This window comes from Mycobacterium sp. AZCC_0083, assembly GCF_014202335.1.
Classification (GTDB): domain Bacteria; phylum Actinomycetota; class Actinomycetes; order Mycobacteriales; family Mycobacteriaceae; genus Mycobacterium.
Genome location: NZ_JACHGP010000027.1, coordinates 61,672 through 75,717, shown reverse-complemented (window position 1 = coordinate 75,717; position 14,046 = coordinate 61,672). Strand labels below are relative to the sequence as shown.

Genomic DNA, 14,046 nt, shown 5'->3' with positions numbered 1-14,046 from the left:
GCGCCTGCGTCTGTGCCGTCGCTCACACCGTCAGCCACCGGCCCGTTTCGGACGTCGTCGGCTGACCTGCTGTGGCGCCCTTCGCTATTCACTGGCCGTACGCGCGCCGGATCGCGCCGTCCGTGTGCCGCGTGCCTTTGGAGGACGAGGTGCGCCGAGCACGTATGACTTGACCAAGTGATTCCAGCTGCAGGTTCGGCACACCTCCACCACGTACACCGCGAACTCGTCGAAGCGGGCCGCGAGCATTACCAACTCCTCGGTGCTACGGGCTGAGCCGGAGACGGCGCCCAGGTGGTCGCCGAACACCCACTGCACCAGCGTGAGCTGTTCTTTGCGGCAGATCGGGCACATCGTCGGGCTGGGTTTGCCGTGAAACTTCGCGGCGCGAAGGAGGTAGGGATTGGCGTCACAAACCTCGGTGACGCCCGTGCGTCCCGAGTACACCTCGGCCAGCAGGGATCGCCGTTTGAGCGCGTAATCCACCACCTGTCGCTGCAATCCCACGTTGACCAGAGTACGTCGGCCCCTCAGGCCGGGCGGCGCGACTCCAGTGACCCTGGCGCCGGATTGTTATCTGGTCTGCGGTGATGGCATGCCAACTCCTACGATCTGTCCGTGGCGACACGGCAGACAACGGGAACGCGGGCGAAGGACACCGACCGCAACAACACGTGCCAGATTCTGGACAGCGCGCTCGGCGACGGGCAGCTGTCCCTCGACGAGCACCGCACGCGGGTGGCGTTGGCGACGACCGCCGCGACCCTCGGCGACCTTCAGTCACTCGTCGGAGACCTGCAGAACGCGAATGCGCCGGTTCAGCTGCCCAACCTGAAGAAGCCGTCGCCGTTCAAGTCCAGCGGCACCGGCGCCGGTTGGGGCATGCGGGCCGCGGTGGCCGGCGTGTTGGTGGTGCTCGGCATCGCGATCGGCTGGGGGCTGTACGGCAACACCCCGTCGCCGCTGAACTTCACCTCCGACCCCGGTGCGAAGTCCGACGGCATCCCCGCCAAGGTGCTGACCCCGCCGCGGCAGTTGCATTCGTTGGGCGGCCTGACCGGATTGTTCGAGCAGATGAAGGCGAAGTTCGGCGACACCACCGGGTACGACCTCACCATCTACGCGGATTACGCGTCCCTGGAGCGGACGGATCCCACCGAGCCGAGGCGGACTCTTCGCTACTCCTACCGCGGTGGTTGGGACGATCCTTCGGACACCAGCACGAGTTCGGACGCCAAGGTGGTCGACCTCTCGCAGTTCGACATCCCGAACCTGGTCGGCCTCGTCAGGGGTGCGCCCCAGATGCTGGGCATCAACCCCGCCGAGGTCGAGACCACCTACATCGACATCAAGTCGAATAGCGATATGACGGCCCCGCCCGGCAGCATCGAGATCTCGATCTACGTGTCGCCGAAGTTCGGGAACAGCGGATACATCGAGTTGAACGGCGACGGCTCGATCAAACGCATGAGCTATCCCAGCCCGTAGTAGCCCTGCCTCATCCCCAGTCCGTGCGGGCTGATGTAGCGTCGTATATATCGGCGCGATACAATCGTCCAACGTGTTGAACCGTCGTAGCGACCGAGCTACGTCTTTCCGGGGAGGTGATTCGATTGCTGGAACTTGCCGTCCTGGGACTTCTGCTCGAATCGCCGATGCACGGTTATGAGCTGCGGAAGAGATTGACCGGCCTGCTCGGAGCCTTCCGGGCGTTCTCGTACGGTTCGCTGTACCCGGCGCTGCGCCGGATGCAGGCCGACGGGCTCATCGTCGAGGACTCGGCCCCCGTCGGGGCGGTCAAGGTGCGGCGTGCGCGCCGCGTCTATCAACTCACCGACACCGGCAAGGCAAGGTTCACCGAGCTCGTCGCCGATACCGGACCGCAGAACTACACCGACGACGGTTTCGGCGTTCACCTGGCCTTCTTCAACCGGACCCCGGCCGAGGCCAGGATGCGGATCCTCGAAGGCCGCCGCCGTCAGGTGGAGGAACGCCGCGAAGGCCTGCGTGAAGCCATTGCGCGCGCCACCAACTCGCTCGACCGCTACACCCGCCAGCTACACCAGCTCGGGTTGGAGTCCAGTGAACGTGAAGTCAGCTGGCTCAACGATCTGATCGCGGCTGAACGCGTGGCGCAGAGAAGCGCCGAACAGCAGCCCTGACAAAACACAGCTCACCAGTTCAGTAGTAGAGAAGGAGAACGGCCCATGTCCGAGGCCCCGTCGAATGAAGTCCGGGTCGCCATCGTTGGCGTCGGCAACTGCGCGTCCTCCCTGGTTCAGGGTGTGCAGTACTACAAGGACGCCGACGAGAACGTCACCGTTCCCGGCCTGATGCACGTCAAGCTCGGCCAGTACCACGTCCGCGACGTGAAGTTCGTCGCCGCGTTCGACGTGGACGCCAAGAAGGTCGGCTTCGATCTGTCGGAGGCCATCTTCGCCTCGGAGAACAACACCATCAAGATCGCCGACGTACCGCCGACCAACATCACGGTGCAACGCGGCCCGACCCTCGACGGGATCGGCAAGTACTACTCCGAGACCATCGAGATCTCCGACACCGAGGCCGTCGACGTCGTCAAGGCGCTCAAGGACGCCAAGGTCGACGTGATGGTGTCCTACCTCCCGGTGGGTTCGGAAGAGGCCGACAAGTTCTACGCCCAGTGCGCCATCGACGCCGGCGTAGCGTTCGTCAACGCGCTGCCCGTGTTCATCGCCTCGGACCCGGTGTGGGCCAAGAAGTTCGAAGACGCAGGCATCCCGATCGTCGGCGACGACATCAAGAGCCAGGTCGGCGCCACCATCACCCACCGCGTGATGGCCAAGCTCTTCGAGGACCGCGGCGTGCAGCTCGACCGCACGATGCAGCTCAACGTCGGCGGCAACATGGACTTCCTCAACATGCTCGAGCGTTCGCGGCTGGAGTCGAAGAAGATCTCCAAGACCCAGGCCGTCACGTCGAACCTGCAGCGCGAGTTCAACACCAAGGACGTGCACATCGGCCCGTCCGATCACGTCGGCTGGCTCGACGACCGCAAGTGGGCCTACGTCCGCCTCGAGGGCCGCGCCTTCGGCGACGTGCCATTGAACCTGGAGTACAAGCTCGAGGTGTGGGATTCGCCGAACTCGGCCGGCGTCATCATCGACGCGGTCCGTGCCGCGAAGATCGCACTCGATCGTGGAATCGGCGGCCCGGTCGTCGCCGCATCGGCCTACCTGATGAAGAGCCCGCCCAAGCAGATGGCCGACGACATCGCGCGCGCGGAGCTCGAAACCTTCATCGAGGGCTAGCCTTCCTGCGGTTTGTGCACATGTGGTTGCGGTGTGAGCGCGACTGCGTGTGCGCAAATCGCAGTGGGTAAGGTCCGATCCGTGGTCAATGACGACGAATTGGTGGGCCTCGGCGAGTTCGCCCTGCTGCCCGAGAACGCCGAACAGATCGGGCATACCGGCCCGCTGCCGCCCGTCGAGCGCATCGACTCCGGCGACATCAGCGCGCTGAAGTGGGGCACCGAGTCCCCGCAGGTGATATTCCTGCACGGTGGCGGGCAGAACGCCCACACCTGGGACACCGTCATCCTCGGACTCGGCGTGCCCGCGCTCGCGGTCGACCTGCCAGGGCACGGCCGCTCCGCGTGGCGCGAGGACGGCGACTACGGCCCGAAGCTCAACGCCGAGACGCTGCGGCCGGTGCTGCGCGAACTGGCACCCAGCTCGCGCCTGGTGGTCGGGATGTCGCTCGGCGGGCTGACCGCACTGCGCATCGCCGTCGCCGAACCCGCCCTAGTGCCTGCCCTGGTGCTCGTTGACGTCACCCCGTCGGCCCCAGAGCGCGTCGAGGAGCTGACCAAGGCCCAACTTGGCGCCGTCGCACTGGTACAAGGTGAGCGCACCTTCCCCTCGTTCGAGGCCATGCTCGAGGTGACGGTGGCCGCCGCGCCGCACCGTGACCGGAACTCGTTGCGCCGCGGCGTCTTCCACAACTCCAAGCAGCTCGACGACGGCACGTGGACATGGCGGTACGACTCGTTCCGCAAGGGTGACGGTTTCGACGGATTGTGGGACGACGTCCCATCGATCACCATGCCGACCACGCTGGTGCGCGGCGCCAATTCGTACTTCGTCAACGATGAGGACGCGGCAGCATTCGCCAAGGGCGCACCGGGATTTCAGCGCACCCACATCGTCGCCGACGCCGGTCACTCCGTGCAGGGCGATCAGCCCCGGGCACTCGTCGACATCCTGCGCGACGTGCTCGCTGGCTAGTGGCAACCTTCGTCCTGATCCACGGCGCCGCCGACGTCGGCTGGTACTGGCATCTGCTCGAAGCCGAGCTGCGCGCGCGGGGACACGACACGGTCGCTCCTGACCTGCCATGCGATGACGACGCTGCCGGTCTCGACGAGTACGTCGACACGGTGCGCGAGGCGATCGGCGATCGCACCGACCTCGTCGTCGTCGGCCACTCGCTTGGCGGTTTCACCGCGCCCCTGGTTGCCGATCGGGTCGGCGCCGATGCTCTCGTTCTGGTGGCCGGAATGATCCCGGCCCCAGGGGAACCGCCGAACGACTGGTGGGGGAATGCGGGCTACTCCGCGGCGTCCGACGCGCACGCCCAGCAAGAGGGCTACGCAGATCAGAAGGACGATCCCTTCGTCACGTTCTACAACGGTGTTCCTCGCAAGCTGGCCGAGCAGGCGATGGGCAAGGAGCGCAGGCAGTCCGACACCTGGATGGCCGCGCCGTGGCCGCTCGACGCGTGGCCAGCCGTCCCGACGAAGTTCGTGGTGTGCCGCGACGACCGCTTCTTTCCACCCGACTTCCTCCGCAGGCTGGCGACGGAACGCTTGGGCGTCACCCCCGACGAGATCGACGGCGGTCACTGCGCGGCATTGAGCCATCCCGGACAACTCGCCGACGTACTCGAGAAATACGCGTCGAAGACATAGCGCCTGCTGCGTTTCCTTCCGTTCACCTTCCGCTTCACAGCTGCTCAACAGGAACCCGTAAGTTTCCGACGATCGGCCCCAGCTCGGCCGGTGACTGTCGGAAGGAACCCCCACGCCATGGTGCTCGTGCCGCTGAACCTATTCGTCAACCACAACGGAAAGTCCTCGCGACAGCATGTGACCTGCCGCTACAAGTGCGGCGACGCCTGCTCCAAACCGGTCCCCAACACCAGCGACAACGAATACTTCGGCGACATCGTCCGGCGGGCAGGAGCGAAGCGACCCGAGGATGATCCAGCGCGGGTGTCGCGGCGGTCGATGCTGCAGGCCGCCGGCGTCACCGTGCTGGCCGTCGGGGCCGGTTCTGCGCTGGCCGCCTGCGGGACCGACGAACAACCGGCTGCGACGCCGACTTCGCCGCCACCGCCGGCCGAGCCCTCGCCAGGAATGAAGTTCACCGCCGTAGCGCCGAACATCGAGGACGCCGTCGTGATCCCCGACGGCTACCAGCAGGGTGTCGTAATCAGTTGGGGCGACCCGATTTTGCCCGGCGCGCCCGCCTTCGACGTGAAGGCCCAGACGGCCGCCGCCCAGCGGCAGCAGTTCGGCTTCAACAACGACTTCGCCGCCCTGCTCCCGATTGACGGGCAACCGAACCACTTCCTGCTGGTGACCAACCACGAGTACGTCGACCCGGTGTTCATGTTCCCCGGGTACGACGCCGACACCCCGACGCGCGAGCAGTTCGACATCGAGGTCGCGGCGGTCGGCATGGGTGTCGTCGAGGTCGAACGCGCGCCACAGGGCGGTTTGAAGCCGGTCATGGGCCGCTACAACCGGCGCTTCACCGCCGACACGCCGTTCACGCTGATCGGCCCCGCCGCAGGATCCGACTTCGTCAAGACCGCCGCCGACCCGACCGGTCGAACCGTAGCAGGCACCTTCGCCAACTGTTCCGGCGGTGTAACACCCTGGGGCACAGTTCTTTCGGGTGAGGAGAACTTCAACACCTACTTCGGCTCACCCGAGGGCTCTGCGGCACCCGGCCCCGTGGTCGCCGACCAATACAAGCGCTACGGCATCGCGGCCAAGCCGAGCGAGCTCAAGTGGGAGACCTTCGAGCCCCGCTTCGACCTCGCCAAGACGCCCAACGAGATCAACCGGTTCGGCTACGTCGTCGAGATCAATCCGTGGGACCCCAACTCGACACCGGTCAAGCACTCCGCGATGGGGCGGCTCAAGCACGAGGGCGCCAACGTCTACGTCGCGTCCGACGGCACGGTGGTGGCCTACACGGGCGACGACCAGAAGTTCGACTACATGTACAAGTTCGTCTCCAGCAAGAAGATTCAGCCCGGCTCCGGGGCGAGCGGAGCGACGGGGAGTGGATACAGCCCGGCGGCGATGGCCAACAACATGTCCATCCTCGACGAGGGCACGCTGTACGTCGCCAAGCTGTCCAGCGACATTCCGCCTGGCGACATCGACGGCTCGGGCAAGCTCCCGTCCACCGGCTCCTTCAGCGGCTCGGGCACGTGGATTCCGCTGCTGCGGTCGGGCCCTGGCGGACAGGCCGAATCGCTGGTGCAGGGCGTGACCGCACAGGAGGCGGCGGTATTCACCCGCTTCGCCGCCGACAAGGCGGGCGCCACCAAGATGGACCGGCCCGAGGACTTCGAGGCCAACCCGACGACCGGCAAGATCTACGTGGCGCTGACCAACAACGACGACCGGGGCGCGCCGGACGAGGCGGCCGTCGACGCGGCCAACCCGCGCAACGACAACAAGAGCGGGCAGATCCTCGAGATCACCGACGACCACGCAGGCACGTCGTTCACCTGGGACCTGCTGCTGGTCTGCGGCGACCCGGCCGCGGCCGACACCTACTTCGCCGGTTTCGACAAGACCAAGGTCAGCCCGATCTCTTGCCCGGACAACCTCGCCTTCGACAGCCACGGCAACCTGTGGATCTCCACCGACGGCAACGCGCTGGACTCCAACGACGGCCTGTTCGCGGTGGCGCTCGAAGGGCCCAACCGCGGCGAGACCAAGCAATTCCTCACCGTCCCGCTCGGCGCAGAGACGTGCGGGCCGGTCGTCACCGACGACCTGGTCACCGTCAGCGTTCAGCACCCTGGCGAGCACGATGACAACAGCATCGACGACCCGTTGTCGCGCTGGCCCGAGGGTGGCAACGGCACCGCGCGGCCGTCAGTCGTCGCGGTGTGGCGGGACGGCGGGAATATCGGCGTGTGAGCGCACGTACGTTAAGAGCGTGACCTTCCCCACGCGCATCGGCGTACAGCTGCAGCCCCAGCACTCACCCAACTACGGCCACATTCGCGACGCGGTCCGCCGCTGCGAGGACATGGGCGTCGACGTCGCCTTCAACTGGGATCACTTCTTTCCGCTGTACGGCGATCCCGACGGCGCACACTACGAGTGTTGGACCATGCTCGGCGCCTGGGCCGAACAGACGTCGCGCATCCAGTTCGGCGCGCTGGTGACCTGCAACTCGTACCGCAACCCCGAACTGCTCGCCGACATGGCGCGCACCGTCGACAACATCTCCGACGGCCGGCTGATCCTTGGCATCGGCTCGGGATGGAAGGACAAGGACTACGAGGAGTACGGCTACGACTTCGGCACTGCGGGCAGCAGGCTCGACGACCTCGCCGAGGCGCTGCCGCGGATCAAGTCACGGTTGGCCAAGCTGAATCCCGCGCCGATCCGCGACATCCCGATCCTGTTGGGCGGTGGTGGCGAGAAGAAGACGCTGCGCCAGGTCGCCGAGCACGGCGACGTGTGGCACTACTTCGTCGACCAAGAGACCTACCCGCACAAGGCGGAGGTGCTGGCCCAGCATTGCGCGGCGGTGGGCCGCGACCCCGCCACGATCGCGCACTCTGCGGGCGTGGAGGGCGACGGCATCGACGCGCTGCTCGCGCAGGCCGAGGTGATGACCGGCCTCGGCGTCAGCCTGCTGACCGTCGGCGTCAACGGCCCCGACTACGATCTGACCGGTGTCGAAGCGTTGTGCCGGTGGCGCGACGCCCGCGCGTGACCCGAACCCGCCGAACACCTCCGATTGGTCCGTCCACGTGAGAAACTGACCGCGCCATGCCCAAGAAGTACGGCGTCAAAGAGAAGGACCTGGTCGTCTCCCACGTGGTGAACCTGGTCCTGACGGGAAAGCTGCGCTCCGGAGATCGGTTGGACCGCAACGAGATCGCCGCGCACCTTGGCCTGAGCCGGGTGCCCATCCAGGAGGCGGTGGTTCAGCTCGAACACGACGGGGTGCTCTCGACGCGGTACCACCGCGGTGCCTACGTCGAGCGCTTCGACGAAGGCGTGGTCCGCGAACATCACGAGCTCTACGGGATGCTGAACGGCATCGCATCGGCGCGCGCCGCGACCGTGCGCGACCCGAAGGTGCTCGACGCCCTTCGAACGCTGGTGGACGCGATGCGCGCGGGCACGGGGTCGCGCGCGTTCAGCGACGCCGCGTGGCGCTACCGAAAGACGGTCAACGACGAGTACGCCGGGCCGCGACTGCGGGCCGCGATTCGGGCCTCTCTGACGCTCATGCCGCCGTCCTTCTGGCCGGTGTACTTCGGCAGCCACGTCGAACTGCTGGCGTACTTCGTGGCCGAGACCGCGGCAATCGCAGAAGGGGATCCCGGCGCGGCGCGTGCCGCTTGCGTCGACCGGGCCGAATTGATGGGCCGGATCATGCTGGCCGAACTGATCCGGCGGCGCGTCCTAGCGCCGCCAGTCTCGGTCCCGCACGAGACCACGGTTGCGTTCTGAATGAGCACAAGCCGCCGATAGCGCCGCACCGGACGCTAGGTTGCCAGGATGTTTCGGTTACGCAAGACGATGGTCGTCGTTGTCGTCGCCCTCGCGGTGTTCGGCATGGGATTCGCCGCGCCCGCGAATGCCGACGTCGACCAGTGCGCGCCGCCCGGCGTGCAAAGCGCCAGCGCGCTACCCACCAACTTGGCCGCCGCAGCCAAGGGGCCAGGCGAAGACAAGTACACGACCCCGACCGTCCTGCCCCTCGGCGGCATCGACGCTGCCGCACTGCGGTTGGGCACACCCGACGTGCTCACCGTCGGCACGCTGTCCGACGCGCCGCCCAGCATCTGCATCAATTCCCAAGGCCAGTTCACCGGTTTCGACAACGAGCTGCTCCGGGCCATCGCCGCCAAGCTCGGGCTTCAGGTCAACTTCGTCGGCACCGAGTTCTCGGGGCTGCTGGCCCAGACGGCGTCGGGCCGATTCGACGTCGGTTCGTCGTCGATCACCACCACCGATGCGCGACGCAAGACCGTCGGGTTCACCAACGGCTACGACTTCGGCTACTTCTCCCTCGTAGTGCCGACCGGCTCGCCCATCTCCGGCTTCGACAAGCTCGCCAGGGGCCAGCGCATCGGGGTCGTGCAGGGCACCGTGCAGGAGGCCTACCTCATCGACACGCTTGGCCTGGACCCGGTGAAGTTCCCCGACTACAACACCGTGTACGCCAGCCTGAAGAGCCGCCAGATCGACGCGTGGGTGGCGCCGTCGCAGCAGGCGCAGGGCACCGTTCAGCCCGGCGACCCGGTCCAGATCGTCGAAAACACCTTCAGCTTGGACAATTTCGTCGCATACGCAGTGGCCAAGGAGAACAAGCCGCTCATCGACGCGCTCAACTCCGGGCTCGACGCGGTGATCGCCGACGGCACCTGGTCGAAGCTGTACTCCGACTGGGTGCCCCGCGCGCTGCCGCCGGGGTGGAAGCCCGGCTCGAAGGCCGCGCCGCCGCCGCAACTTCCCGACTTCGCCGCGATCGCCGCCAGCCGCGCCCCAGCCGATGCCAACACGTCCGCGCCGAAATCCACTCTGTCCCAACTCAAGGACTCGTTCTTGGATTGGGACCTCTACAAGCAGGCCATCCCCGACCTGCTGGTGACCGGGCTCCCCAACACGCTGATCCTGACCGTTAGTGCCAGCGTCATCGGGCTGATCCTCGGCATGGGCCTGGCCATCGCGGGCATCTCCCGGTCGCGGTGGCTGCGCTGGCCGGCGCGGGTGTACACCGACATCTTCCGCGGCCTGCCCGAAGTGGTCATCATCCTGCTGATCGGCCTTGGCATCGGACCGGTCGTCGGGTCGCTGACCGGCAACAATCCCTACCCGCTCGGCATCGCCGCGCTTGGGCTGATGGCGGGCGCATACATCGGCGAGATCTTCCGGTCCGGCATTCAAAGCGTGGAGGCCGGGCAGATGGAGGCATCGCGCGCGTTGGGCTTCAGCTACTCGGCGTCGATGCAGTTGGTGGTCGTGCCGCAGGGCGTGCGACGGGTGCTGCCCGCATTGGTGAATCAGTTCATCTCGCTGCTGAAGGCATCCTCGCTGGTGTACTTCCTGGGTCTGATCGCCAGCCAGCGTGAGCTGTTCCAAGTCGGCCGAGACCTCAACGCGCAGACCGGTAATCTGTCCCCGCTGGTCGCCGCCGGGCTGTTCTACCTCTTGCTGACGGTCCCGCTGACCCACCTGGTCAACTTCATCGACAACCGCCTGCGCAGCGGCCGGCCAGCGACGGACACCGATGATCCCGCGAGCCCGGCCAGTCCCTCGTCGATCCAGGAGATGGTGTGAGCACCGCGACCCCCACTACCGCGTTCGAGCCGGTCTCGCTGGCGGCCAACGGTATTCACCTGTCCTTTGGAACCAATGCGGTGCTGCGTGGCGTGGACGTCGAGGTGCCCGCCGGGACCACCACCGCGGTGATCGGCCCCTCCGGCTCGGGCAAGTCGACGTTGTTGCGCACGCTCAACCGGCTCTACGAACCCGACAAGGGCGACATCCTGCTCGACGGTCGCTCGGTGCTCAAGGACGACCCCGACCAGTTGCGCCAACGCATCGGCATGGTGTTTCAGCAGTTCAACCTGTTCCCGCACCGCACGGTTCTCGACAACGTCACGCTGGCCCCGCGCAGGCTCAAACGCCTCGGACCCGACGCCGCTCGCGATCTCGGCTTGGCGCAATTGGAGCGAGTCGGGCTGCGGCACAAGGCCGATGCACGTCCTGCCACGCTGTCGGGTGGACAGCAACAGCGCGTCGCGATCGCGCGCGCCCTCGCGATGGCCCCCCAGGTGATGTTCTTCGACGAGGCGACTTCGGCACTGGATCCCGAACTGGTGAAGGGCATCCTGGCATTGATGGCCGACCTCGGGTCGGACGGGATGACGATGGTGGTCGTCACGCACGAGATGGGCTTCGCGCAGTCGGCCGCCGACTCGGTGGTGTTCATGGACCACGGCGTTGTCGTCGAATCGGGACCGCCCGAACAGATCTTCGAAGGCGCCGAGACCGACCGGCTCCGACAGTTCCTTTCCCAGGTGCTTTAGACGTCCCCGCGTAAGACGAGCAACCTCCTGGCGTGCCCGGTCACGTGCGGATCACGCCCAGTTCAAACGAAATCGCCACATGTCGGCGATCTGGCAGGCAAGAACGGTTAGACTAGCGAATTATGGTAGAAACCGAACCGCAGGTCACCGAGCTGGCCGGAGAGCTGCAGCAGGTGCTCTCCAAGGTGTTCTCTGTGCTGCGCCGCGGTGACACCAGCCGGGCGACTGCCGAAGGCACGGCCGACCTGACGTTGGCCCAGCTGTCCATCCTGTTGACCCTGCTCGACAAGGGGCCGATCCGGATGACCGAACTCGCCGCACACGAACGCGTGCGTACCCCCACCACCACCGTCGCCATCCGCCGGCTGGAGAAGCTCGGACTGGTCAAGCGCTCCAGGGATCCATCCGACCTGCGCGCGGTTCTGGTCGACGTCACCCCCCGCGGACTGGTTCAGCACCGCGAGGCCATCGCCACGCGCCGGGCGAAGCTGGCCCGCATGCTCAGCAAGCTCAGCGACGACGAGCGCACGGCGCTGACGAATGCGCTCTTGCCGCTGGCGCGGCTGGCCGAACAGGCGAGCGACGACTAGTTCCAGCCGGGTTTAGCATCCGGCGGGCAGGAGCGCAGCGACTCGGGGTTTAGCCAAGCCAATCCAGCACTGCGGCCGCGGTCCACGACTGCTGCATGCTGCCAAGCGGTTCACCCGTGAACGGTTCGTAGTACTCGGCGAATGTGCCGTCGCTGGCTTGGCGCAGCCCCTCGCGCCGCAGCATCAGCGACCGCTCCGACCACCCGCGTCGGGCGAAGCACCACGAGAACAGCCACGTCGTCACCGGCCAGATCGGCCCGCGCCAGTACTCGCGGGCACGGAAGTCCCGCGACACCGGTGAGGTCGTCGGGATCAGCGTGTACTTCAGATCCGGATGCCCGCAGAACCGCGGACCGTCGAGCAGCTTCAGCAGGGCCCGTTCCTTGTCGTGCGGCAGGCCGCCGCACAGCAGCGGGGCGAATTGCGCGACCGTTTCCGTCGGTATCCATCGTTCTGCTCTGACGTCGTAATCCCTTGCAGCGCCGGTTCTCTGGTCGGAGGAGTCGACGACTCCCGTGCGGAAGCGTTCGGCCCAGGAGTAGAGGTCGCGGACGTCGGCGTTGGGCCGCTTGTAGTCCTCGCCGATCTCGGCAAGCACCGTGCAGGCCACCGACAGGATGGCCGAGACGAACACGTCCTCGACGGCGAAGCTCATCACCTTCGGCAACAGCTCGTCGTCGTAGCGGACCGACTTCATCTCCTCGAGCAGCCACAGGTACCTGTCATATTCGACGTCGGATGGACGCTGGCTGGCGTCGGTGACGATCGCGTTGTCCTCGCGTTGGTACTCGGGCACGTTGCCGGGAATCACGTTGGCGTAGGAGCTGTCCCACCGCGGCGAGTTGTCCATGCCGGATTCCCAGCCGTGGTACAGCGTGACCCGGCCGCGGGACTCGGGGTCGCGTGCGGTGGCCAGCCAGCGGTGCCACCGCACCAGATCGGCCCAGCGACGGTCGAGGAACGACTCCGCGACGGCACGCGTGGAGCGACCCCGCGTACGGGCGTGGTCGAGGATGCGCTGGACCGCGATGGCGTGGACGGGCGGCTGGGTGATGCCCGACGTGTGCCGGATTCGCGGCGCGTTGACTGCTAGCGCCGAGGTCGCCCAGCGGGCAGGTCCAGGGAAGTAGCCGTCGACCCCGTTGGCGAAGACGATGTGCGGGATCATCCCGTTGCGCCACTGCGCGGACAGCAGCGTGTCCAGCTCGACGACCGCCCGTTCCACGCTCAGGGGTGCAAGGCCGATCGACACGAACGCCGCGTCCCAGCTCCACATGTGGGGGTACAACAGGGGCGCGGCGGTGGTCATCACGCCGAGGTCGTTGCCGCGCAGCAGATAGGCGGCACGGGCCGCCAGTTGAGTGGGCGCGAAGCTGGGATCGGGGGGCATCGCCTTCAATGATGCGACCTCGAGGCGAAGTATGCAGGTCGGTAGTGTGACGACGTGCCGACCGCGATGATCACAGGAGCCGGTGGCGGGCTTGGCGCAGCCATCGCCGACGCACTGGCGCCGACCCATACGCTGCTGCTCGCGGGCCGCCCGTCGGACCGCCTCGACGCGCTCGCCGAGCGGCTCGGCGCCCCCACCTGGCCGTTGGACCTCACCGATCCCGACTCCATCGAGGCGGGCGCCGAAGTGCTTACCGAGCTCGACGTGCTGATCCACAACGCGGGGGTGTCCTACCCGGGACGCGTCGCCGAGTCGACCGTAGAAGAATGGCGCGCCACGTTCGAGGTCAACGTGGTCGGAGCCGTCGCGCTCACGCTGGCATTGCTACCCGCGCTGCGCAGCGCGCGCGGGCATGTGATCTTCATCAACTCCGGTGCGGGACAGAACGCCTCGCCTGGTCTGGCGTCCTACACCGCGAGCAAGTTCGCGTTGCGGGGGTTCGCCGACTCGCTGCGCGCCGACGAGCCCGACCTGCGCGTCACCTCCGTGCACCCTGGCCGAATCGCCACCGACATGCAGCGCGACCTCGTCGCCTACGAGGGGCGCGAGTACGTTCCGGAGCACTTCCTGCAACCCGAGACGGTGGCCGCGGTGGTGTCACAGGTGGTATCGACCCCGCACGATGGGCACGTGTACGAAGTCGTCATCCGCCCGCGCTAGTGG

At 66.8% G+C, this 14,046-nt stretch carries 14 protein-coding genes; 12 read left to right on the top strand and 2 right to left on the bottom strand.

Going from position 1 to position 14,046, the window contains the following annotated elements; genetic code table 11:
* Positions 1 to 84 precede the first annotated feature (84 nt).
* Positions 85 to 507: a DUF5318 family protein gene (locus HNP02_RS39870; RefSeq protein WP_184446188.1), complete on the bottom strand. Its 423-nt coding sequence runs from the start codon at positions 505 to 507 to the stop codon at positions 85 to 87.
* A gap of 111 nt (positions 508 to 618) precedes the next feature.
* On the opposite strand from HNP02_RS39870, the gene HNP02_RS39865 reads away from it, so the two are divergent.
* From HNP02_RS39865 to HNP02_RS39815, 11 genes are all read left to right on the top strand, one after another.
* Positions 619 to 1,488: a DUF1707 domain-containing protein gene (locus HNP02_RS39865; RefSeq protein ID WP_184446187.1), complete on the top strand. Its 870-nt coding sequence runs from the start codon at positions 619 to 621 to the stop codon at positions 1,486 to 1,488.
* A 125-nt stretch (positions 1,489 to 1,613) separates the two neighbouring features.
* Complete coding sequence (locus HNP02_RS39860) at positions 1,614 to 2,162, top strand: PadR family transcriptional regulator (protein WP_184446186.1); 549 nt, start codon at positions 1,614 to 1,616, stop codon at positions 2,160 to 2,162.
* A 45-nt stretch (positions 2,163 to 2,207) separates the two neighbouring features.
* Positions 2,208 to 3,290 carry an inositol-3-phosphate synthase gene (locus tag HNP02_RS39855; protein ID WP_184446185.1) on the top strand — a complete coding sequence of 361 codons (1,083 nt, stop codon included), beginning with the start codon at positions 2,208 to 2,210 and terminating at the stop codon, positions 3,288 to 3,290.
* Between the two features lie 81 nt (positions 3,291 to 3,371).
* Positions 3,372 to 4,265 carry an alpha/beta fold hydrolase gene (locus HNP02_RS39850; protein WP_184446184.1) on the top strand — a complete coding sequence of 298 codons (894 nt, stop codon included), beginning with the start codon at positions 3,372 to 3,374 and terminating at the stop codon, positions 4,263 to 4,265.
* Positions 4,265 to 4,948, top strand: coding sequence for an alpha/beta hydrolase (locus HNP02_RS39845; RefSeq protein ID WP_184446183.1), 684 nt, complete (start codon positions 4,265 to 4,267; stop codon positions 4,946 to 4,948). Before HNP02_RS39850 ends, HNP02_RS39845 begins: the two co-directional genes overlap by 1 nt.
* Positions 4,949 to 5,065: 117 nt before the next feature.
* The gene (locus HNP02_RS39840) at positions 5,066 to 7,204 is read left to right on the top strand and encodes a PhoX family phosphatase (protein ID WP_184446182.1); all 2,139 of its coding nucleotides are present in this window, start codon (positions 5,066 to 5,068) and stop codon (positions 7,202 to 7,204) included.
* A gap of 19 nt (positions 7,205 to 7,223) precedes the next feature.
* Positions 7,224 to 8,012, top strand: coding sequence for an LLM class F420-dependent oxidoreductase (locus tag HNP02_RS39835; RefSeq protein ID WP_309241866.1), 789 nt, complete (start codon positions 7,224 to 7,226; stop codon positions 8,010 to 8,012).
* Between the two features lie 56 nt (positions 8,013 to 8,068).
* On the top strand, positions 8,069 to 8,758 hold the full coding sequence (locus HNP02_RS39830) for a GntR family transcriptional regulator (protein ID WP_184446180.1): 690 nt from the start codon (positions 8,069 to 8,071) through the stop codon (positions 8,756 to 8,758).
* A 69-nt stretch (positions 8,759 to 8,827) separates the two neighbouring features.
* Positions 8,828 to 10,591 carry an ABC transporter substrate-binding protein/permease gene (locus HNP02_RS39825; protein WP_375373762.1) on the top strand — a complete coding sequence of 588 codons (1,764 nt, stop codon included), beginning with the start codon at positions 8,828 to 8,830 and terminating at the stop codon, positions 10,589 to 10,591.
* Positions 10,588 to 11,343, top strand: a complete 756-nt coding sequence (locus tag HNP02_RS39820) for an amino acid ABC transporter ATP-binding protein (protein WP_309241865.1) — start codon at positions 10,588 to 10,590, stop codon at positions 11,341 to 11,343. The genes HNP02_RS39825 and HNP02_RS39820 overlap by 4 nt, the downstream gene beginning before the upstream one ends.
* A gap of 122 nt (positions 11,344 to 11,465) precedes the next feature.
* Complete coding sequence (locus HNP02_RS39815; RefSeq protein ID WP_184446177.1) at positions 11,466 to 11,933, top strand: MarR family winged helix-turn-helix transcriptional regulator; 468 nt, start codon at positions 11,466 to 11,468, stop codon at positions 11,931 to 11,933.
* 49 nt (positions 11,934 to 11,982) lie between these two features.
* Here HNP02_RS39815 and HNP02_RS39810 read toward each other — a convergent pair whose 3' ends face one another.
* Positions 11,983 to 13,323 (bottom strand): glycogen debranching protein, encoded by a 1,341-nt coding sequence (locus tag HNP02_RS39810; protein WP_184446175.1) that lies wholly within the window; start codon positions 13,321 to 13,323, stop codon positions 11,983 to 11,985.
* Between the two features lie 54 nt (positions 13,324 to 13,377).
* Between HNP02_RS39810 and HNP02_RS39805 the strand changes: the two genes are divergently transcribed.
* Positions 13,378 to 14,043 carry an SDR family oxidoreductase gene (locus tag HNP02_RS39805; RefSeq protein WP_184446173.1) on the top strand — a complete coding sequence of 222 codons (666 nt, stop codon included), beginning with the start codon at positions 13,378 to 13,380 and terminating at the stop codon, positions 14,041 to 14,043.
* Positions 14,044 to 14,046 lie beyond the last annotated feature (3 nt).

What these genes read in the sequence shown, in the direction of transcription:
- HNP02_RS39855 (WP_184446185.1), top strand. Translation starts at nt 2,208, where the DNA reads ATGTCCGAGGCCCCGTCGAATGAAGTCCGGGTCGCCATCGTTGGCGTC.
- HNP02_RS39840 (WP_184446182.1), top strand. Translation starts at nt 5,066, where the DNA reads ATGGTGCTCGTGCCGCTGAACCTATTCGTCAACCACAACGGAAAGTCC.
- HNP02_RS39830 (WP_184446180.1), top strand. Translation starts at nt 8,069, where the DNA reads ATGCCCAAGAAGTACGGCGTCAAAGAGAAGGACCTGGTCGTCTCCCAC.
- HNP02_RS39825 (WP_375373762.1), top strand. Translation starts at nt 8,828, where the DNA reads ATGGTCGTCGTTGTCGTCGCCCTCGCGGTGTTCGGCATGGGATTCGCC.
- HNP02_RS39815 (WP_184446177.1), top strand. Translation starts at nt 11,466, where the DNA reads ATGGTAGAAACCGAACCGCAGGTCACCGAGCTGGCCGGAGAGCTGCAG.
- HNP02_RS39810 (WP_184446175.1), bottom strand. Translation starts at nt 13,323, where the DNA reads ATGCCCCCCGATCCCAGCTTCGCGCCCACTCAACTGGCGGCCCGTGCC.